General features: G+C 71.6%; 18 protein-coding genes. 8 read left to right on the top strand and 10 right to left on the bottom strand.

Going from position 1 to position 19872, the window contains the following annotated elements:
* Window positions 1–40: 40 nt before the first annotated feature.
* Entirely contained in the window at window positions 41–658 is a 618-nt protein-coding gene (gene wrbA / locus AB0F58_RS23645; RefSeq protein ID WP_357146737.1) for an NAD(P)H:quinone oxidoreductase, read from the bottom strand.
* Window positions 659–759: 101 nt separating this feature from the next.
* Here wrbA and AB0F58_RS23640 point away from each other — a divergent pair, with 101 nt between their 5' ends.
* Entirely contained in the window at window positions 760–1263 is a 504-nt protein-coding gene (locus AB0F58_RS23640; RefSeq protein ID WP_357146734.1) for a GNAT family N-acetyltransferase, read from the top strand.
* A gap of 248 nt (window positions 1264–1511) precedes the next feature.
* Here the strand turns inward: AB0F58_RS23640 and AB0F58_RS23635 are convergent, their stop codons facing one another.
* Both AB0F58_RS23635 and AB0F58_RS23630 read right to left on the bottom strand, forming a co-directional pair.
* Entirely contained in the window at window positions 1512–2831 is a 1320-nt protein-coding gene (locus AB0F58_RS23635; protein WP_357146731.1) for an O-antigen ligase family protein, read from the bottom strand.
* A 72-nt stretch (window positions 2832–2903) separates the two neighbouring features.
* The gene (locus AB0F58_RS23630; RefSeq protein WP_357146729.1) at window positions 2904–3299 is read right to left on the bottom strand and encodes a hypothetical protein; all 396 of its coding nucleotides are present in this window, start codon (window positions 3297–3299) and stop codon (window positions 2904–2906) included.
* A gap of 201 nt (window positions 3300–3500) precedes the next feature.
* On the opposite strand from AB0F58_RS23630, the gene AB0F58_RS23625 reads away from it, so the two are divergent.
* Complete coding sequence (locus AB0F58_RS23625) at window positions 3501–4262, top strand: YsnF/AvaK domain-containing protein (protein ID WP_357146726.1); 762 nt, start codon at window positions 3501–3503, stop codon at window positions 4260–4262.
* A 77-nt stretch (window positions 4263–4339) separates the two neighbouring features.
* Here AB0F58_RS23625 and ugpC read toward each other — a convergent pair whose 3' ends face one another.
* The 4 genes from ugpC to AB0F58_RS23605 form a co-directional block, all read right to left on the bottom strand.
* Entirely contained in the window at window positions 4340–5548 is a 1209-nt protein-coding gene (gene ugpC / locus AB0F58_RS23620) for a sn-glycerol-3-phosphate ABC transporter ATP-binding protein UgpC (protein WP_357146723.1), read from the bottom strand.
* Between the two features lie 11 nt (window positions 5549–5559).
* Window positions 5560–6393: a carbohydrate ABC transporter permease gene (locus AB0F58_RS23615; protein ID WP_357146720.1), complete on the bottom strand. Its 834-nt coding sequence runs from the start codon at window positions 6391–6393 to the stop codon at window positions 5560–5562.
* A 1-nt stretch (window position 6394) separates the two neighbouring features.
* Entirely contained in the window at window positions 6395–7378 is a 984-nt protein-coding gene (locus tag AB0F58_RS23610) for a sugar ABC transporter permease (RefSeq protein ID WP_357146717.1), read from the bottom strand.
* A gap of 200 nt (window positions 7379–7578) precedes the next feature.
* Entirely contained in the window at window positions 7579–8865 is a 1287-nt protein-coding gene (locus AB0F58_RS23605; protein ID WP_357146715.1) for an ABC transporter substrate-binding protein, read from the bottom strand.
* 240 nt (window positions 8866–9105) lie between these two features.
* Between AB0F58_RS23605 and AB0F58_RS23600 the strand changes: the two genes are divergently transcribed.
* The 3 genes from AB0F58_RS23600 (at window position 9106) to AB0F58_RS23590 (ending at window position 10956) form a co-directional block, all read left to right on the top strand.
* On the top strand, window positions 9106–9684 hold the full coding sequence (locus AB0F58_RS23600; RefSeq protein ID WP_357146711.1) for a DsbA family protein: 579 nt from the start codon (window positions 9106–9108) through the stop codon (window positions 9682–9684).
* Entirely contained in the window at window positions 9681–10427 is a 747-nt protein-coding gene (locus AB0F58_RS23595; protein WP_357146709.1) for a VOC family protein, read from the top strand. The genes AB0F58_RS23600 and AB0F58_RS23595 overlap by 4 nt, the downstream gene beginning before the upstream one ends.
* Before the next feature lie 253 nt (window positions 10428–10680).
* A complete protein-coding gene (locus tag AB0F58_RS23590; RefSeq protein WP_357146706.1) occupies window positions 10681–10956 on the top strand; it encodes a hypothetical protein in 276 nt (91 codons plus the stop codon).
* A 923-nt stretch (window positions 10957–11879) separates the two neighbouring features.
* Here AB0F58_RS23590 and AB0F58_RS23585 read toward each other — a convergent pair.
* Window positions 11880–12554: an HAD family hydrolase gene (locus AB0F58_RS23585; RefSeq protein ID WP_357146788.1), complete on the bottom strand. Its 675-nt coding sequence runs from the start codon at window positions 12552–12554 to the stop codon at window positions 11880–11882.
* A gap of 173 nt (window positions 12555–12727) precedes the next feature.
* Here AB0F58_RS23585 and AB0F58_RS23580 point away from each other — a divergent pair, with 173 nt between their 5' ends.
* Window positions 12728–13126, top strand: coding sequence for a four-helix bundle copper-binding protein (locus tag AB0F58_RS23580; RefSeq protein ID WP_357146784.1), 399 nt, complete (start codon window positions 12728–12730; stop codon window positions 13124–13126).
* Window positions 13127–13228: 102 nt separating this feature from the next.
* Here the strand turns inward: AB0F58_RS23580 and AB0F58_RS23575 are convergent, their stop codons facing one another.
* A complete protein-coding gene (locus AB0F58_RS23575; RefSeq protein WP_357146703.1) occupies window positions 13229–15898 on the bottom strand; it encodes a glucosidase in 2670 nt (889 codons plus the stop codon).
* Between the two features lie 81 nt (window positions 15899–15979).
* Between AB0F58_RS23575 and AB0F58_RS23570 the strand changes: the two genes are divergently transcribed.
* Window positions 15980–17926: an amylo-alpha-1,6-glucosidase gene (locus tag AB0F58_RS23570; protein ID WP_357146700.1), complete on the top strand. Its 1947-nt coding sequence runs from the start codon at window positions 15980–15982 to the stop codon at window positions 17924–17926.
* A gap of 143 nt (window positions 17927–18069) precedes the next feature.
* The gene (locus AB0F58_RS23565) at window positions 18070–19386 is read left to right on the top strand and encodes a glycosyltransferase family 4 protein (RefSeq protein ID WP_357146698.1); all 1317 of its coding nucleotides are present in this window, start codon (window positions 18070–18072) and stop codon (window positions 19384–19386) included.
* 61 nt (window positions 19387–19447) lie between these two features.
* On the opposite strand, the gene AB0F58_RS23560 is transcribed toward AB0F58_RS23565, so the two are convergent.
* Entirely contained in the window at window positions 19448–19822 is a 375-nt protein-coding gene (locus AB0F58_RS23560) for a YciI family protein (protein WP_357146695.1), read from the bottom strand.
* Between the last annotated feature and the right edge of the window lie 50 nt (window positions 19823–19872).

Genomic DNA, 19872 nt, shown 5'->3' with positions numbered 1-19872 from the left:
GGACGGGCCGAGAGCCCCCGTTCGGACCACCGGTCGCCGGTCATCCCGTCGCGCCCCGCAGCAGTCGGGCGGCGACCTGCACCGCCCGCCTGGCGGTCAGCGCCGTCGCGGTCAGCGCGACGTCGTCCGGGGCGGTCTCGCCGTTGTTGCTGGTGTGCGAGGCGCCGTAGGGGTTCCCCGCGACGAACTGGCTGGGGTCGGTGTAGCCGGGGGTCACCACGATGCCGCCCCAGTGGTAGAAGACGGTGTACAACGACAGCAGCGTCGCCTCCTGGCCGCCGTGCGCGGTCGCCGTGGAGCAGAACCCGGTGTAGACCTTGTCCGCCAGCGCGCCCTGCGCCCAGAGCGGACCGCTGCTGTCGATGAACTGCTTGAGCTGCGCGGCGATCATGCCGTACCGGGTGGGCGAGCCGAAGATCAGGACGTCGGCCCAGGAGAGGTCGTCGAGCTGTACCTCCGGCACGTCCTGCGTCTCCAGGCGGTGGGCGTGCCAGCCGGAGTTCGACCGGATCGCCTCCTCGGGGGCCAGCTCGCGAACCTTGCGCAGCCGCACCTCGGCACCGGCCTCACCGGCGGCCTCGCACGCCGCCTGCGCCATCTGGTAAGTGATGCCCGTCGCGCTGTAATAGATCACCGCGACCTTCACCTGACCGTCCATCGAGGGCTCCCTCCATCCGCTGATCAGTTCCGGCGACTACCCGCTGTTTGCGGCGTCAAACACCGCGCGGGCCACCGACCCCGGCTGGCATGCTCGACGCCATGCTGATCAGGGACGCCACCATCGAGGACTGGCCACGGATCTGGCCCTTCCTGCGGGAGATCGTCGCGGCCGGCGAGACCTACACCTGGCCCCGGGAGGTGACCGAGGAACAGGCCCGGCAGCTGTGGATACCGCCGCCGCCCGGCCGGACGGTCGTCGCCGCCGACCCCGACGGCACGGTGCTCGGGTCGGCGAAGCTCCTGCCGAACCAGGCCGGGCCGGGTGCCCACGTGGCCAACGCCAGCTTCATGGTCGCCCCGGCCGCCGCCGGCCGGGGCGTCGGCCGGGCCCTCGGCCGGCACGTGCTCGACCTGGCCCGCGCCGAGGGCTACCGGGCGATGCAGTTCAACGCCGTGGTGGCGACCAACACCCGGGCCGTCGGGCTGTGGCGGTCCCTCGGCTTCGAGGTGGTCGGCCGGGTACCGGAGGGTTTCCGGCTCCCCGACGGCCGTTACGTCGACCTGCTGGTGATGTACCGGCGACTCCAGGAACCACGCCCTTGACCGTCATCGATGGAATTGTGCTCAAGTTTTGCGCAAGTTCCGCCCCGGGCGGCGGCCGGCCGACCCGTCCGGCGTAATGCTTCTTACATCGACGCCGGTGGACGTCCGCCGTCGACCGGGTCGGCGAACCTGAACGGGGGATCGCGCTCCGTCAGCCCAGTGTGCTGGCGTAGCGCGATCAGGGGGCCCACCGCCCGTGCGGACCGCGCCCGGGTCAGGTCCGGCCGGCCCGTCCGCCCACACCCGGGTCAGGTGCGGGTCGACCAGAGCGTGGGCCGGTTGACCGGCCCGTCGACGGCCGCCATCGCCAGTCCGATGGCGAAGAACATCACCGACAGGTTGATGTCGGTGTAGCCGTAGAAGGGGGTCACCCCCAGCGCCACCACGGGCACCGCGCTGAGCCAGACACCGCCGGGCGACACGGCGGCGGCCAGCCGCCGCGCGACCACGACGAAGAACAGCACCATCGCGAGGAACGCCGGGACGCCGTGGCTGTACATGACCAGCCAGATCTGGCCCTGCGTACCGAGCGGTTCCGCCACCTTGATGGTGTCCACGAACTGCGGGGCGCCGTAGCCCAGCAGCGGTGACTCGGCCACGGCGGCGAGCGTCCGGCGGTAGATGTCCAACCGGTCGGTGGTCGAGTCGGTGTTCTCCACCCGGTTGCTGATCAGGTCGCCGACCGGCACGAGGAACGTCACCAGGCCGGCCAGCACCGCCACCGCCCCGATGGAGGCGATGATCCGCACGTCTCCCCGGAGCAACGCGCGCAGGCCGACGTAGCACAGGCCGATACCGACCCCCACGAACATCCCCCGGTTCAGGGTGAGGAAGGCCGGCACCAGCGCCAACGGCAGCGACACGATCAGCGCCGTCCGCATCAACCCGCGCCGGAACGACGTGATGTACGCCAGCACGCAGGGCACCATCACCGCGAACCCGGTGCCCCAGTTGTTGGTGTACGGGTACGGCGCCGCCGTCCGGTAGTACGGGTTACGGCTCAGCGGGTTGTGCTCCGTGGCCTTGAGGTGGGTCAGGGCCTGCACCATCCGCTCCCCGGAGATGCTACGCGGCAGCAGCATCTCGACCGGTGTGGTCAGCGAGAGCTTCGGCGCCAGCACCGCGAGCCACCCCAGCGCCACCACCGTCAGCCAGAACAGGCAGAACGGGTGGAACAACGCCTGCCACGACACGCCGCTGCGGGCGGCGTTGTAGACGTAGAGGTAGACGACGAACGCGGCCACCACGAACCCGAACCGCAGCACGTAGCCGACCAGCCCGTTGCCGCCGAGTCGAAGGACACTGAGCGCCATCAGCGCCACCAGCACGATCCAGAGCGCGGACCCGGTGGGCAGGCGCACCCGACCGTGGACCAGCAGGACCGCCGCCAGCACCAGCGCCAGCGGGGCCCAGAGGAGGTAGAGCCCGCCGAGCAGCCACCAGAGCAGCGCCAGCCCGAACATCAGGTACAGGGGCCAGACCGGCAGACCGGGACGGCTGGACGGTTCGGCGTCCGGGTCGACCGGGGGCCGAGCCCCGAGCGGCGGGTGCGGGCGGGGAACGGTCACAGGAGGCAACCTATCCCGTCCCGGGTGCCCCGACGACAGGGCCGCCCACCGGCCCGGGGGCCGGCCCCCGGCTCAGCGGGGCAGCTTGTCGCGCAGGTCCGACACCCGCTGTTCCAGACGGTCGACCGCCCCCTCGTTGTTGACGAAGGTGCTGACCCCGGCGGCCAGCGCCAGGCCGAGCACCACCGCCAGGATGCTCAGCACCAGGCCGCCACCGGCGACGCTCCGGCCGGTCACCCCGGGTCGCATGGCCATCCGCAACCCCACCACGCCGAGCACGATGCCGATGATGCCGAGCACCACGCCGACCGACGCGAGAATCGCCGTCAACACGCTGAACAGGGCGGCTACGCCGAAGACCAGCGCGAACGTCGCCGCAGCACTGGTCTTGGCCGCCGTCGGGCGGCTTCGCGCCGACTGGTCCGGCATCGCGCTGGTGTCCCGGACGGGACGCTTGGAGGTCGTCATATGAGGGTCCCTTCCTCGCACACGTCACGAACATGTCGTGCGGCGAGTCCCCGCTCAGGTCGCGCTCATGCCTCCACGCGCCCCCGGAACACCCGTCGTCGCGCCGGGGGCGGCGCGGAGCCGCGGATCGGGCCGGCGACGGTGGGTGTGGGCCGGGACCCGTCGGGTACCCGGGCCGTGAACCCGAGAAGGAGGACGACCATGAATCTCACCGAACAGCAGATCCGTTCGCTGTACGGCCAGGACGTCCAGGATCGGTCGGGCGCCCGGATCGGCAGCGTGGGCCAGGTGTGGGCCGACGCCGCCGGGGAGCCGACCTGGGTCAGCGTGAAGACGGGTGTCATGGGACATCACGAGTCGATGGCCCCGCTCAGCTCGGCCCGGATGCAGGAGGGCCGCCTGTCGATGCCGTACGACAAGTCGACCGTGAAGAGCGCGCCGACGGTCGACACCGGCACCGACCAGCCGCTGGGCGCCGAGCAGATCGCTCAGCTCTACGCGCACTACGGCTTGAGCCAGCAGCCCACGCCGCAGCCGCGGCCCACACCGCAGCCCGCGCCGCGGCCGCAGGGTCGTCGCACGCCGCAGGACCGGCAGGAGCTCACCCGCTCCGAGGAGCGGATCCGGGTCGGCACGGAGAGCGAGCCGGCGGGCACCGCCCGACTGCGTAAGTACGTGGTCACCGAGGACGTGCACACCACCGTGCCGGTCGAGCACGACGAGGTACGGGTGGAACGCACGCCGATCACCTCGACCGACCGGGACGCGCGCCCGGACATCGGCGAGGCGGAGCGGGAGCTGACGTTGCGGCGTGAGCACCCGGTGGTGCGCAAGGAGCAGGTCCCGGTCGAGCGGGTCCGGCTGGCCCGGGACGAGGTCGTCGAGGACCAGCCGATCGACGAGCGGGTCCGCCGGGAGCGGATCGACGCCGACGTCCCGGAGCCGAGCCGACGCCGCGGCTGAGTGTCGGCGAAAGTGTGCGGAGGGGCCCCCTGCTACCGCGTTCCGCGGAGCAGGGGGCCCCTGCACGTACCACTGCCTCAGCCGCCGAGCGCGCCGGCCGAGACGCCCTCGTGCAGGGTGAGGTTGCGCCCGTTCGTCGGGTCGAACAGGTGGATCTTCTCCAGGTTGAACCAGACCCGCCGGTTCTCCCCCTCGGCCACCGTCGACTCGGCCGACAGCCGGGTCACCAGGCTGGAACCGGCACCCCCGGCGAAGTCCGCGCCGGTGTCGGCGGCCAGCTCCTCCAGCTCGGCCGCGCTGGCCCGCTCCCCCTCGACGGTGAAGTAGACGTACTTGTCCGAGCCCATCGACTCGACGATGTCGACGGGAGCCTCGAACTCCAGGCCCCGCCGACGGGTGTCGTCGTCGACGAGTTCGACGTCCTCGAAGTGCTCCGGCCGGATGCCGAGGATCAGCTCCCGGGGGGCGTTGCCGCCCTCCAGCTCGCGCCGGATCCGGTCGCCGATCGGCACCTCGCCCAGCGCGGTCCGCAACCGGCCGTTCTCCACCGCCGCGTGCAGGAAGTTCATCGACGGAGAGCCGATGAACCCGGCGACGAAGAGGTTGCGCGGGTGGTCGTAGAGCTCCTGCGGCGGCCCGACCTGCTGGATCGCCCCACCGCGCATGATCACGACCCGGTCACCGAGAGTCATCGCCTCGGTCTGGTCGTGGGTGACGTAGACGGTGGTGGTGGCGAGCTTCTTCTGCAACCGGGACACCACGGTCCGCATCTGCACCCGCAGCTTGGCGTCGAGGTTGGAGAGCGGCTCGTCCATCAGGAACGCCTTCGGCTGCCGGACGATGGCCCGCCCCATCGCGACCCGCTGTCGCTGGCCACCGGAGAGGTTGGCCGGCTTGCGGTCCAGCAGGGCGGTCAGCTCCAGGACCTTCGCCGCCTCCGCCACCTTCCGGTCGATGGTCTGCTTGTCCAGCTTCGCCAGGCGCAGCGGGAAGGCCATGTTCTCCCCGACGGTCATGTTCGGGTACAGCGCGTACGACTGGAACACCATCGCGATGTCCCGGTCCCGGGGGGCCTTGTCGTTGACCCGCTGGCCGTCGATGCGCAGCTCACCGGAGCTGATGTCCTCCAGTCCGGCGATCATGTTGAGGGTGGTGGACTTGCCGCAGCCGGAGGGGCCGACCAGGATGACGAACTCGCCGTCGGCGATCTCCAGGTCGACGTCAGCGACGGCCACGGTGCCGTCCGGGAACTTCTTGCTCACCTTGTCGAGCACGATGTCAGCCACGAGGAGTTCACCTATCCCTTGACGGCGCCGTTGGTCAGGCCGGAGACGATGCGACGCTGGAAGAAGAGGACGAAGAGGATGATCGGAATGGTGATCATCACGGCGGCGGCGCAGATCGCCCCGGTGGGGTCCTCGAACTGCGACTCGCCGGTGAAGAAGGAGAGCGCGACCGGCACCGTCCGGGACCGTTCGGTGGAGGTCAACGAGACGGCGAAGAGGAAGTCGTTCCAGCAGAAGATGAAGACCAGGATCGCCGTGGTGAACAGCCCCGGTGCGGCCAGCGGGGCGATGACCCGCCGGAACGCCTGGCCCTGCGTCGCGCCGTCCATCTTCGCCGCCTTCTCCAGGTCCCACGGGATCTGCTTGAAGAACGCCGACAGCGTGTAGATCGCCAGCGGCAGCGCGAACGTGATGTACGGCAGGATCAGCCCCGGCCAGGTGTCGAAGATGCCGATCTGCCGTTCGATCTCGAACAGCGGGGAGACCAGCGACACCTGCGGGAACATCGCGATCAGCAGGGAGACCCCGACCAGCAGCCGCTTGCCCGGGAAGTCCAGCCGGGAGATCGCGTACGCGGCCATCGCGCCGAGAACCACCGCGATGAACGTGGCGATCAGGGCGATGCCGATCGAGTTGATCAGCGCCCGGACGAACTGGTCGGTCTGGAAGATCGTCCGGTAGTTCTCCAGGGTCCACTCCCGGGGGATGAACTTCCCGTCGGTGAGCGTCGCCGGGGTCTTCAACGACAGCGAGACGATCCACAACACCGGGATCAGCGCGAAGACGACGACGATGACGTCCAGCAGGCCCCAGCGCAGCTTCGCGCGGGTGGTGGTGTCGGCCATCTCAGCGCCTCTCCCCCTCGTCGCTGCCGGGGGCAGCGGTACCGAACAGCTTCACGAAGACGAAGGCGATGACCGCCACGGTGAGGAAGATCAGCACCGACATCGTCGACCCGATGCCGAGGTTCAGCCCCCGGATCAGGTTGTTGTAGGTCAGCATCGACACCGACGAGGTCTCGTTGCCGCCCGCCGTGAGCACGTAGATGTTGTCGAAGACCCGGAACGCGTCGAGCGTGCGGAACAGCAGGGCGACCAGGATCGCCGGCTTCATCACCGGCAGCATCACCTTGGTGAACCGCTGCCAGGCGGTCGCGCCGTCGGTGGAGGCCGCCTTGAGCAGGTCCTCCGGCACCAGCGCCAGCCCGGCCATCAGCAGCAGCGCCATGAACGGGGTGGTCTTCCAGATCTCGGCGAGCATGATGATCGCCAGCGAGCTGGCCCGCTCGGTCAGCGGCGCGCCCTCGCCGAACAGGTTCGCCAGGTAGCCGGTACCGGGCGTCCAGGCGTACCGCCAGGAGAACGCCGCCACCACCGTGACGATGCCGTACGGGATCAGCGCGGAGGTCCGGACGATGCCCCGGCCGACCAGCGTCCGGTGCATGAGGATGGCCAGCCCCATGCCGAGCACCAGCTCGACGGCGACGGTGACCACCGTGATCAGCATGGTGACCCCGAACGCCGTCCACCAGAACTCGTTGGTCAGCACGGTGGCGTAGTTCTCCAGCCCCACGAACTCCCGTTCGTCGGGGAAGCGCAGGTCGAAGCGCTGCATCGACAGCCAGACCGAGTAGAGGATCGGGTACGCGGTCACCGCCAGCATGACCAGCGCGGCCGGGGCACACAGCAGCCAGCCGAGCTTCCGTTCGGCCTTCTTGTTCTCGCTCAGCGCTGCCCGGCCCCGCCGACCCGGCCGGCCGGAGCCGGCCCCCTGTCGACCGGTCTTCTCCGCGGCCACCTCCGCGCCGGCCGGCGTGGCGTTGATGCTCATGCCGTCACCTCCCTACGGTCGGCGCCGTCATGAGGTCCACCGGCCCCACCGGTTCGCTCCCTACGCTCACTCACGCCGTCACCTCCCTACGGTCGGCGCCGTCACGAGGTCCACCGGCCCCACCGGTTCGCTCCCTACGCTCACTCACGCCGCCACCTCCCCACGGTCGGCGCCGTCACGAGGTCCACCGGTTCGCCGGCTCACGGCAGCACCCCCTTCGACTCCAGGGCGTCGGAGACAGCCCCGCGCAGCTCCTTCGCGGTCCGCTCCGGGTCGATGGCGGACGGCGGGGAGAGAATCGCCGACATCACCGTGGAGATGCTCTGGTAGGCCGGGGTGAGGGGCCGGGTCGCCGGCTCCTTCAGCTCCTCCAGGATCGTCTCCCGCATCGGGTACGCCTCGGCCATCTCCGGGGCGTCGTAGACCGCCTCGATGGTCGGCGGCACCCCGTCGTTCACGGCGGAGAACGTCTGGTTCTTCTCGTTGCGGATGCAGGTGGCCGCCTCGAAGGACTCCTCGGGGTGCTTCGAGTAGGCGCTGACCGCCATGTTGATCCCGCCGATGGTGGCCCGGCTCGGCGTGTTCGGGTCGACGCCCGGGTACCGGGCCCACTTGACCTGCTTCGCCAGCTCCGGGTCGGCCTCCTGCAACGCCGGGTAGACGAAGGGCCAGTTGACCTGGAAGGCGCCGTTGCCGGACTGGAACTCCAACCGGACCGGATCCTCGGTGGCGTTGCTGAACGACGGGGACACCACGCCGGAGGTCGCCAGCCGCTTGAGCTGTTCCAGGGCGCGCACCGCGCCGGGGTCCATCACGGCCTTCCTACCGTCGGAGCTGACGATCTCGCCGCCCGCGCTGGCGACCATCGTGTTGTAGAGGACCACCAGACCCTCGTACTGCGCGCCCATGGTGAGCACCTGGTACGGCTTGCCCTGGTCCTTCAGCGCACGGGCCTGTTCGATCATCTCGTCCCAGGTCCTCGGCGGCTGCGGCACCAGGTCGGCGCGGTACCACAGCAGCTGGACGTTGGTGTTCTTCGGCGCGGCGAAGAGCTTGTCCTCGTAGCGGGCCGTCGCCAGCGGGCCCTCCAGGGTGCCCCGCTCGACCTCGGTCCGGTGCTCGCCGGTCCACTCCCGGATCCAGTCCGCGCTGGCGAACTCCTGCGTCCAGGTCACGTCGAGGCCGAGCACGTCCATGCCGGTGTCCTGCGCGGCGAGCCGCCGGACCATCTGCACCCGCTGCTCGTCGGCCTGCCGGGGCAGCACCTGGTACGCGATCCGGTACCGCCCCTGCGCCTGGGCGTTGCAGTCGTCGACCACGGTCTGAAGGTTCTGCTCCGGCGGGTAGTACAGGTTGATCGTCGGCGGTCCGCCGTCCCTACCGGAACTACACGCGGCGGTCGGCGCCAGCAGCGTCAACGCGGTGGCCACCGCCACCGCGCGGGCCCGCGACCGGTGCCGGGCACCGGCACCGTCAGGCTCGCTCATTCGCCCCTCCCCCTCTCCTGCGGCACGTGCCGGGATGGGAACCGCGCCCCGGCGCACGGCGAGACGATGCGGGCCGGCACCGGTTGCGGATCGGGGTCGCCCCGCGGGCGTTTCGTGGCCCCTCACTGCCCGTAACGTCCGATGGTGAAACCTGGGTACGCCCGATGCCGGCGACAACCGGACACCGACGGACGAAACCTGGCGCCCGCGGGACGTCCCGGTGGCGTCTACGCTCTGCCGATGGACGTCACCTTCTTCTTCGACCCGGCCTGTCCGCACACCTGGCGTACCTCACGCTGGCTGGTGACCGTCAGTCAGGCCCGGGACCTGCGCATCGCGTGGCGGGCGTTCAGCCTCACCATCCTCAACGAGGGGCGGGGCGCCCCGCAGTTCGCCGAGGCGCTGGCCGCCTCCGGGCGGGCCCTACGGCTGGTCGAGGCGCTGCGCGCCGAGGAACGCCACGACGACACCGCCCGCTTCTACACCGAACTCGGCGCGCGCAGCCACGACGTCGGCAGCCCGCTCTCCGACCGGGCGGTCACCGGGGCCGTCGAGGCGGCCGGACTCCGGGCGGACGCACCGGCCCTCGACGACAGCCGCTGGGACGAGGCGGTACGCGAGTCGCACGCGCTGGCGTACGCCTCGGCCGGCCCGGACATCGGCTCGCCGGTGCTGACCCTGCCCGACGCCGACCGGGGCGTGCACGGCCCGATCGTGACCGGGGTGCCCGGCCCCGACGAGGCCCTGCTGCTGTGGGACTCGCTGCTGCCGCTGGTGCGGATGTCCGTCTTCCACGAGATCAAGCGGGGCCGGCGGTGACCGGCGCCCCCGGCCGCGCTGCGGACCGGACCGGCGAGGGCGGGCCACCGCTCGCCCGGTTCAAGGACCTCTGCCTGGACGCCCCGGACGCCCACGCCCTCGGCGGTTTCTGGGCCCGCCTTCTCGACGGCGAGCTGGTCGACCTGCACGACGGGGACACCCGGATCGACCGGCACGCCCGCCCCGGCCCCGAGTCGATCTGGGTGAACCGGGTCGCCGAGCCGCGTACCGCGAAGACCCGCCTGCACCTGGACCTGCGACTGGACCGGCCGGATCCGGCCGACCTGCTGGCGGCCGGCGCACGGCTGGTGCGCGAGCCCGACGACGAGGTGAGCTGGTGGGTGCTCGCCGACCCGGACGGCAACGAGTTCTGTGCCTTCGCGCCCCGGCCGGGCACCGTTCCCGGGCCGTTCGAGCTGGTCGTCGACGCGCGGGACGCCGTCGCCCAGGCGACCTGGTGGGCCGGGGTGCTCGGCGGCCGGATCGAGCGCGACGACGACGGGGCCGCCTCGGTCGTCGGCGGAGCCGGCTTCCCCTGGGAGTACTGGGTCTTCACGCCGGTACCCGAGCCGAAGACGGTCAAGAACCGGATGCACTGGGACGTGGACCTGCTCGGCGACGACTGCACGGCGCTGCTCGACGCCGGCGCGACCCTGTTGCGCGAGCCCGACGACGACATCGGCTGGTGGGTTCTGGCCGACCCGGAGGGGAACGAGTTCTGCGCGTTCGCGCCGCACGACTGACCTGTGGCACCCGTCCCCGCCCGCCCGTTCGGTGGACGGTCCCCGGATCCCCCTCCCGGGCGGCTGGTGGTCGAGCAGGATCGCAGCAGCGCAGGTGCGTCGTGCGGGACGCCCGCGCCCTGCGTCCTGACGTGCGGGGTGGGTGGTCGGCTCGCCGGTCAGGACCGAGGCCCGGGTCCGTCCGCGCGGGCCAGGAGCGGGTTTGGCCGACGCCCGCGGTGGGGTACCGCGGACGCCGACGAAGGGAGCGCGCATGTCGGAGCCACACGTCACCCTCGACCCGAGAGGGCTGGACCCGGTCCAGCAGAAGCTGCGCGGGCCACTGGAGGAGCAGCTCACCTCGGCGCTCAAGGCCGCCACCGAGCGAGTCCGCGCCGACTACGCCGGCGAGCCGGTCGAGCAGGTCTGTCAGCGGCTGCTCGACGAGACCCGGGTCGGTCTGCACCCCGACATCGCCGCCGGCTTCAACCCGGACATGGACGAGTTCTGCCGGGTCGCCGTGGCGATCGTGCGCGGCGACGCCGGCTGACCCGCCGGTCCCGCCGTTCCACGCGCACGGTCGGCCGACCGCCCCGCCGCACGTCCGGGGTAGGCGGACGCTGACTCGGCGCCCATCGTCCTTACGGCCTCATGGCGCTTGTCGGGCTCAGCGGTCCCTTTGCTCTGCACCCGGCTCCGCACCACCAGCATTGAGCAGGACATTGGCGAATCGACGAGTTTCGAGCGTGCAGAGCTACCGATCACCGACGGTGTCTGGCGCGTGGAGGGGTGCAGAGCAAAGGACGCGTCAGGACAGGAGCGCGTCGGTGCCAGCATCACACCGGGTAGGAATGTCGTCGTTGCCGACGACACGATCCGCAGAACGGCATCGGGTGGTGCCGTGGAACCCGTGACGCCGGTCGCGGTGCAACAGGGTTCCCGCGAGTGGGGGCAGGTGATACGGACGCGGGATCCTGGCCGGTTCCGCCCCGCCGGCCCGGCCCGGACCACGCAGCGAAGCGGGAGGTTCGGTCAGGACCGGGTCCGCAACTCCCCGGCCCTGACCTCCAGTCGTCCGCCGGTGGCAGCGGTTTCGCCACTCGGGCCCGGGGCGTGGCACGACGCCCCACGTTGGACCCGGTGTGGCGAGGCGGCCCGCATGCACTCAGCTCCACGGTGCTCCACCACGGACTCCTGCCGCGTCTCCGGCTCACCCCGACGAACCGCCAACGCGGCCCCCAGATTAGGCAGACGGCGATTTACCGGACAAGAATTTTCGGCTATGGGAAATGGTGAGCAATATCTAGCACGTCGACCGGCATGTCGGTGTAACAGAATCAGTCACCCCGGCGCTGATCGAGGGCGGGAACAGCAGCCGCCTTTAGCCGGGAAAAGAATGTGAGACATTCTACGATCCCACGTCTCCGGTCCGGTCACGCCACCTCAGCGGTCGGAGAACGCCACCACCGGGGGTCAGAAGTGCCGGAGCAGATCGGGAAAGGCGGCGAGGTGCAGCACCCCGGCGTCGTCCGGGTCCAGCTCGGCGTGCTCCAGTACCCAGGTCTCGGCGTTCGGGATGAAGACCGCCCCCATCCCCGCCGCCCGGGCCGGCAGGATGTCCGACTTCGGGGAGTTGCCGATCATCCACGCCACCGCCGGATCGAAGGGGTGGTCCCGGGCCAGGCGGCGGTAGGTGTCGGTGTCCTTCTCCATCACCACGTGGGCGGCGCGGAAGTGGTGCAGCAGGCCGGAGGCGTCCAGCTTGCGCCGCTGCTCCTCCGGGTCGCCCTTGGTGAGCAGGAGCAGTTCATGCCGCCCGGCCAGCTCGTCGAGGGTCTCCGCGACGCCCGGCATCAGCTCTACCTCGTGGTGGGCCAGGGCCACCGCGAGATCCTCGATCTCCTGACGCTCCCGCTCGGTGGCCGGACGCTCCCGCAGCCGCTCCAGGCACTCGCCGAGGCTGTGCAGGAAGACCTTGCTGCCGTAGCCGTGGACCACCGTGTTGGCCCGCTCGATGTCGTCGAGAATGGCCCGGATCTCGGCCCGGTCCAGGGTGGGGTGGGCCACCCAGCCCAGGAAGTCGTCGATGACCCGCTCGAACAGGACGTTGTTCTCCCAGAGCGTGTCGTCGGCGTCGAAGACGAGCACCCTGCCGTGGTGACGCTGCCCCTGATCCACGTTTCCACCCCTCCCGCGCGCGGCCCGGACACCGTACTCGGCCGGACCGGCCGGGCTCATCCCGGTTTCCGGGCCGCGCAACGGGTATCGCGTCAGGGAGAACGACGACGACTCCCGGGGAGGGGTGACAGAACGTGACAACGATGACGAACCCGATGCTCAGGACGTACCCGGCGGACATCAACCTGGACCGAGTGCAGCTCGCGCGGGTGATCGACGAACTGAACGCCTGCGCCCAGGCCTGCACCGCCTGCGCCGACGCCTGTCTGAGCGAGGCGGCGGTCGCCGAGTTGACCAAGTGCATCCGGACGAACCTGGACTGCGCGGACATCTGCGCGACCACCGCCCGCGTGCTGTCCCGGCACACCGGTTACGACGCCAACATCACCCGCAGCCTGCTGGAGGCCTGCATCACCGCCTGCCGCTCCTGCGGCGACGAGTGCGCCGGCCACGCTGGCAGGTACGAACACTGCGCGATCTGCGCCGAGGCCTGCCGCTCCTGCGAGTCGGCCTGCCAGGAGCTGCTGTCGACGGTCAGCTGACCGGTCCGACCCCGTCCCGGCGACACCGTCGGTGACCGGGTCGGGTGGTGGCAGGGGCCCCGGTCACCGCGTTCCGGCGTGGCGGGGCCCCTGCCGGCGCCCTCACCTCCGCAGGGTGAGGATCAGGTCGGCGACCAGGGCCGTCCACCCGGTCTGGTGCCACGCGCCGAGCCCCGCGCCGTTGTCCCCGTGGAAGTACTCCGGGAAAGCGATCAGGTCCCGCCAGTCCGGATGGGTCTGGAAGAGCCGGCAGGCCCCGTAGATCGGCCGCCGCCCCCAGCCGTCCCGGGTGAACAGGGCGATCAGGCGGGCGGAGAGGTCGTCGGCGATCTCGTCGAGGCTGTACTTGACCCCGGAACCCGTCGGGTACTCCACCTGTAGGTCGTCGCCGAAGAAGGCGGCATAGTCGCGCAACGCGCTGACCAGCAGGAAGTTCGTCGGCATCCAGATCGGCCCGCGCCAGTTGGAGTTGCCGCCGAAGAGGCCACTGGTCGACTCGGCCGGCTCGTACCCGACGCTGAACTCCTGCCCGCCGAGGGTGACCGAGAACGGCCGCTCGGCGTGTGCGCGGGAGAGGGTGCGCAGCCCGTACTCGGAGAGGAACTCGTCCGGGTCGAGCATCCGGGCCAGCAGCCGGACCACCTGCTCCGGGCCGACCATGGACAGCAGTCGGTGCTGCCGGCCGTCCGGGCCGATCCGGCGGGCGCCGAGCACGTCGGCGTACTCGGGCCGGTTGGCGAGGAACCAGCGCAGCCGTGCGCCCAGCTCCGGCAGCTGGTGCAGGGTCCGCGCGGTGAGCCGGGTGGTCGCCGCCAACGGCAGCAGCCCCACCACCGAACGCACCTTCAGCGGCACCTTCGTACCGTCGGCCAGCCGGAGCACGTCGTAGAAGAAGGCGTCCTCGGCGTCCCAGAGCCCCTGGTCGTACGCGGCGGCGGCGATGTACGCGAAGTGCTCGAAGAACTTCGTCGCGACGTCGACGTACGACCGGTCCCGCTCGGCGAGGATGATCGACATGTCGAGCAGGTTCAGCGCGTACATGGCCATCCAGCCGGTGCCGTCGGACTGTTCCAGCACCCCGGCCACCGGCAGCGCGGCCGACCGGTCGAACGGGCCGACGTTGTCCAGCCCGAGGAACCCGCCCTCGAAGACGTTGCTGCCGCCGGTGTCCTTGCGGTTGACCCACCAGGTGAAGTTGAGCAGCAGCTTGTGCAGCACCCGGGCGAGGAACTCGTGGTCCCGGCCGCCGTCGATCTCGAAGACCTTCAGCGCGGCCCAGGCGTGCACCGGCGGGTTCACGTCGCCGAACGCCCACTCGTACGCCGGGATCTGCCCGTTGGGGTGCAGGTACCACTCGCGCAGCAGGAGCAGCAGTTGCGCCTTGGCGAAGCCCGGGTCGACCCGGGCGATGCTGACACAGTGGAACGCCAGGTCCCAGGCGGCGTACCAGGGGTACTCCCACGGGTCCGGCATGGAGATGACGTCGAAGCTGTTCATGTGCCACCAGGCGCTGTTGCGCCCGTGCCGCCGTCCGGCCGGCGGCGGGGTGGAGCCCGGGTCGCCGTCGAGCCACCGCCGCACGTCGAAGTGGTAGAACTGCTTGCCCCACATCAGCCCGGCGATGGCCTGGCGGGCCACCAGGGCCTCGTCCTCGCTGGCGGCGGCCGGGATGACTCCGGCGAAGAACCGGTCCGCCTCGAACCGCCGGTTCCGCACCGTCGCCTCGAAACCGGCCCCGAGGTCGAGCGCGGGGGCCGGGGCACCACCGGGCGGCGGCCCGGTACGGGTCAGCCGCAGCCGGATCTGCCGCTGTCCCCCGGCCGGCACGTCCAGCACGTAGTGCAGCGCGCCCTTGGTGCCGGTGCGCTCCGGGTTGACCGTGGCGGCCCCGTCGACCACGTGGTCGTTGATGCCGTCCTTCGGGTAGCGGGAGCGGCCCGGCAGCCCCCAGAGCCGTTCGGCGTTGCTCTCGTTGTCGCAGAGCAGCGGGGTGGGCGTGCCGTCCCCGGCGAGCACGAGCTGACCGAGCACCCGGTGCTCGCCGACCAGCCGGCCCTCCTCGCCGACCAGGGTGGGCACCCGGTCGCTGCCGGGCAGCCCCCAGGCCCAGGTGTTGCGGAACCAGAGGGTGGGCAGCACGTGCAGCCGGGCGGCCCGGTCACCCCGGTTGGCCACGGTGACCACCATGCACAGGTCAGTCGGGGACGCCTTGGCGTAGTCGACGGTGACCGCCCAGTACCGGTCGTCGTCGAAGATGCCGGTGTCGACCAGCTCGTACTCGGTGTCGTCCCGGCCGCGCAGCCCGTTCACCGAGACCAGTTCGTCGTACGGGAAGGCGGCCTGCGGGTAGTGGTACCGCCAGCGCATGAAGGAGTGGGTGGGGGTGGAGTCCTCGTACCACCAGTAGTCCTTGGCGTCCTCGCCGTGGTTGCCGCTGTCTCCCCCGAGGCCGAACATCCGCTCCTTGAGGATCGGGTCGCGGCCGTTCCAGAGCGCCAGCGCGAAGCAGAACGTCTGCCGGTCGTCGCAGACGCCCGCCATGCCGTCCTCGCTCCACCGGTACGCTCGGGACCGCGCGTGGTCGTGGGGAAAATAGTCCCAGGCCGTCCCGTGTTCGCTGTAGTCCTCCCGCACCGTCCCCCAGGCCCGTTCCGAGAGATAGGGGCCCCATGCGCGCCAGTCCTGCTCCCCCGAGTCGGCCTGGGCCAGGCGGATCCGCTCCGCGTCCGGGGGCGGCGGGATGGGAGGAGAGACGTCAGTGATCACCCGCACATCTTCGACGCCGCGCGGTCACTTGACCACCGCGGCCGCCGTCGTCGTGGCGTGTTGCACGTCCCTGCTGCTGGAGGAAAGTTGATCGACATCGGTTTCGGTCCGCAGGTCTGTGGCCAGCTGGCCGGCGGGGCCGCCCGCGAGTGGCTGGTGCCCGACGGCCGGGGCGGGTACGCCATGGGCACCGTCAGCGGTCTGCGTACCCGCCGCTACCACGGGTTGCTGGTGGTGGCCGGCGAAACCCCGGCGACCCGGCGGGTCGGGCTGGCCAGCCTGGACGCCTCGGTGCTGCTCCCCTCCGGCGCGCAGGTGCGCCTCGGCGTCCACGAATGGTCCTCCGGCGAGGTCGACCCGCGCGGCCACGAACTGCTGGAGCACTTCGCCCTGGTCGACGGGCTGCCCCGCTGGCGGTGGCGGATCGGCGACGTGGTGGTCGAACGGGAGCTGGCCATGCTGCCCGGTCACCCGTGTGTGGCGGTGGTGCACCGGCTGCTCTCCGGTCCGCCGGTGCGGCTGGAGCTGGCGGCGGTCTGCACCTGGCGGGACGCCCACGCCGAGCGCCGCGCGGACGGCCCCGCGCCCCGGATGGAGCCGGTCGACGGCGGGGCCGTGATCGAGGGCGCGTTCCGCCTGTCCGGCCCGGACTGGACGCCGGAGGGCCAGTGGTGGCACGGCGTCCACCACCGGGAGGAGGCCGCCCGCGGCCTGGCCGGCGAGGAGGACCTCTGGTACGCCGGCCGGTTCGCCGGGCAGTTGACGCAACCCGGCGACAACGTCTCCGTGCTGGCCTGGGCCGACCAGCTCGACCGCCGGCCGCCACCGGCCACCGAGGTGGTGGCGACCGCCCGGCGCCGCAACCGGCGGGTGGTGGCCGCCGCCCGCCCGGCCGACGCGGTGGAGGCGACGCTGACCCTGGCCGCCGACGCGTTCGTGGTGCGCACCGGGCAGGCGCCGGTCGACGTGGTCGCCGGCTACCCGTGGTTCGGGGCCTGGTCGCGGGACACCATGACCTCGTACGAGGGGCTGTTCCTGTGCACCGACCGGACCACCGAGGGCCGGGAGCTGCTGCGCTCGTACGCGGCGACGTTGTCGGAGGGGATGCTGGCGAACACCGCCGACACCGGACGCGTCGAGTACAACACCGTCGACGCGACGCTGTGGTTCCTGCACGCGGTCGAGCGGCACGTCACCGTCACCGGGGACACCGACCTCGCCGCCGAGTTGCTGCCGGCGCTGCGCGGGGTGGTCGACGCGCACACCGTCGGCACCCGGTACGGCATCGCGGTCGACCCGGCCGACGGGCTGCTCACCCAGGGCGGCACCCCCGACACCGCACTGACCTGGATGGACGCCCGGGTGTACGGGGTTCCGGTGACGCCCCGTGTCGGCAAGCCGGTCGAGGTGAACGCGCTCTGGGTCAACGGGCTGGCCGGGCTCGCCGGGCTGACCGAGCGGGTCGGGCAGGACGCCGGGGAGCTGCGGCGGCGGCACGAACGGGCGGTGACCGCGTTCCAAGCACGCTTCCCCGCCCCGACGGGCTGGCTGTACGACGTGGTGGACGGGCCGGCGCCGACGTACCCGCTGGGCGGCGCGCCGCACCACGACGACGACCTGCTCCGCCCGAACCAACTCCTCGCCTGGTCGTTGCCGTACGCGCCGCTGGAGCCGGACGAGGCGACGCTGCGCCGGGTGGCGGCCGGGCTGCTCACGCCGCTGGGCTTGCGCAGCCTCTCCCCCGACTCCCCCGGTTTCGCCGGGCGGCACCGGGGCGGCCCGGCCGAGCGGGACGGTGGCTACCACCAGGGGACGGTCTGGCCGTGGCTGCTCGGCCCGTACGTGGACGCCTGCCGTCGAGGCAAGATTTCAGTTGATGAGGTTTTTGTAGCCATTGAGGCACACTTGACGGAATATGGCCTAGGTTCGGTCAGTGAAACGGCGGACGGCCTGCCGCCGCACGGCGCGACCGGCTGCCCGTTCCAGGCGTGGTCGGTCGCCGAGCTGCTGCGCTGCCGTCGTCGTACCCGATAGGGCCGCTTTACAGAGCCGCAACGGCGATGTCTCCGCTGGTTATCGAGGCGGCGGCAGGATTGGCCCCGACCAGGGCGCGGCGACGGAGATCCGGGCAGCGGAACCCGTCGCCGCGCACAGGGGACAACTCCAAGGGGGGCCGCATGTCACCAGACGCCGATGTGATCGACATCCACCCCGCCCGGCAGCAGCGGGTGCTGATGCTCTCGTGGGAGTACCCGCCGGTACTCGTGGGCGGACTCGGCCGGCACGTGCACGCCCTCTCCGTCGCCCTGGCCGCCGCCGGGCACCAGGTCACCGTGGTCACCCGGCACGCCGACGGCGCACCGCTGGAGGAGTACGCCGACGGCGTGCGGATCCTGCGCGCCCCCGAGGACCCGGTGACCTTCCCGCTGGCCACCCCGTCCCTGCTCGCCTGGACCATGGCGTTCAACCACACGCTCACCCGCACCGCGCTGCGCGCCGCCGAGTCCGGCGAGTACGACGTGGTGCACGCCCACGACTGGCTGGTCGCGCACACCGCCGTCACCATCAGCGAACACCTCGACCTGCCCCTGGTCACCACCATCCACGCCACCGAGGCCGGCCGGCACCAGGGCTGGCTGCCGGAGGAGACGAACCGCACCATCCACGGCGTCGAACACTGGCTCAGCACCTCCTCCACCCGGGTCATCGCCTGCTCGGGCTACATGCGGGACCAGGTGGCCACCCTCTTCGACCTGTCCGCCGACCGGGTCGACGTGGTGCCCAACGGCGTGGACGCCCGCGCCTGGCAGGCCCGCCCCCGCGCGGTCACCGCCGCCCGCGCCCGGTTCGCCGCCGACGGCCCCCTGGTCGGGTACGCCGGCCGCCTCGTCTACGAGAAGGGCGTGCAGCACCTGGTGGAGGCCGTACCGCAGCTGCGCAGCCGGCACCCCGGGCTGCGGGTGGTGATCGCCGGGGACGGCCCGTACAAGGACGAGCTGCGGGCCCGGGTGGACGGCCTGGGGCTGGCGGAGACGGTCCGGTTCACCGGCTTCCTGACCGAGTCGCAGCTCCCGGCCCTGCTCGGCGCCACCGACGCCACCGTCGTGCCCAGCCTCTACGAGCCGTTCGGCATGGTCGCCCTGGAGGCGGCGGCGGCCGGCGCACCCCTCGCGGTGGCCGCCACCGGCGGTCTCGCCGAGATCGTCGAGCCCGGCGTGACCGGCATGACCTTCCCGCACAGCGACCCGGACGCCCTGGCCGGCGCGGTCGACCGGCTCGTCGGCGACGAGGTCTTCGCCCGCCGGGTCGCCCGCCACGCCCGCACCATGGTCGGCGAGCGGTACGGCTGGCAGACCATCGCCACGTCCACCGCCGCCAGCTACGCCACCGCCCGCCGGGAGCACGTGCCGCTGCGGGTCCGGCGGACCGCCGCGCCCCTGGCCGGCGTACGACCGAAGATCGCCATCCCGGAGGGCAACCTGCTGGCGGTGTAGCCGGCCGGCGAGTCGGACGAGGAGTTCCCACCCGGGAAGCCCTCGACGGGTCCGGTCGAACCTACTCGGGGCTCTCCTGAAGGGCGCGGACCTCGATCCGCGACCGCAGCGCCGTCGAGCACTGCTCGGCCCAGTCGAGAGCCGCCTGCTCGTCCTTCACGTCGACGATCCAGAACCCGCCGACGTACTCGGTAGCCTCGACGAAGGGGCCGGGAGTGCGGGTGACGGTCGGGCCCGTGGCGTCGACGGTGATCGCCGTCGACGGCGGCTGAAGGCCCCCGGCGTGGACGAAGGCTCCGGCGTCGTGCAGTGCGGTGTTGAAGCGATCCACTGCGGCGAACAGCGCTTCGAGTTCCTCAGGGTCCATGGCCTGCATTGACTCCATCGTCGGCTCCGCTGCGGTGTCGTGCGGAACGGTCAGAAAGTACTGCGGCATGGTTCTCTCCGTTTGTTCGGCTGGGACGAGCGTCGTGGAGCGCTCCGGCG

The organism is Micromonospora sp. NPDC023956 (genome assembly GCF_040639195.1).
GTDB lineage: Bacteria > Actinomycetota > Actinomycetes > Mycobacteriales > Micromonosporaceae > Micromonospora.
The sequence above is the reverse complement of the archived record's forward strand: the minus strand, read 5'-3'. Positions and strand labels throughout refer to the sequence as shown.

Excerpts from the sequence above, each read along its gene's own strand:
- AB0F58_RS23600 (WP_357146711.1), top strand. The coding sequence starts at position 9,106 with ATGGACGTCACCTTCTTCTTCGACCCGGCCTGTCCGCACACCTGGCGT.
- AB0F58_RS23590 (WP_357146706.1), top strand. The coding sequence starts at position 10,681 with ATGTCGGAGCCACACGTCACCCTCGACCCGAGAGGGCTGGACCCGGTC.
- AB0F58_RS23610 (WP_357146717.1), bottom strand. The coding sequence starts at position 7,378 with ATGAGCATCAACGCCACGCCGGCCGGCGCGGAGGTGGCCGCGGAGAAG.
- AB0F58_RS23615 (WP_357146720.1), bottom strand. The coding sequence starts at position 6,393 with ATGGCCGACACCACCACCCGCGCGAAGCTGCGCTGGGGCCTGCTGGAC.
- AB0F58_RS23560 (WP_357146695.1), bottom strand. The coding sequence starts at position 19,822 with ATGCCGCAGTACTTTCTGACCGTTCCGCACGACACCGCAGCGGAGCCG.
- AB0F58_RS23580 (WP_357146784.1), top strand. The coding sequence starts at position 12,728 with ATGACGAACCCGATGCTCAGGACGTACCCGGCGGACATCAACCTGGAC.
- AB0F58_RS23565 (WP_357146698.1), top strand. The coding sequence starts at position 18,070 with ATGTCACCAGACGCCGATGTGATCGACATCCACCCCGCCCGGCAGCAG.
- AB0F58_RS23630 (WP_357146729.1), bottom strand. The coding sequence starts at position 3,299 with ATGACGACCTCCAAGCGTCCCGTCCGGGACACCAGCGCGATGCCGGAC.
- wrbA (WP_357146737.1), bottom strand. The coding sequence starts at position 658 with ATGGACGGTCAGGTGAAGGTCGCGGTGATCTATTACAGCGCGACGGGC.
- AB0F58_RS23605 (WP_357146715.1), bottom strand. The coding sequence starts at position 8,865 with ATGAGCGAGCCTGACGGTGCCGGTGCCCGGCACCGGTCGCGGGCCCGC.
- AB0F58_RS23640 (WP_357146734.1), top strand. The coding sequence starts at position 760 with ATGCTGATCAGGGACGCCACCATCGAGGACTGGCCACGGATCTGGCCC.
- AB0F58_RS23625 (WP_357146726.1), top strand. The coding sequence starts at position 3,501 with ATGAATCTCACCGAACAGCAGATCCGTTCGCTGTACGGCCAGGACGTC.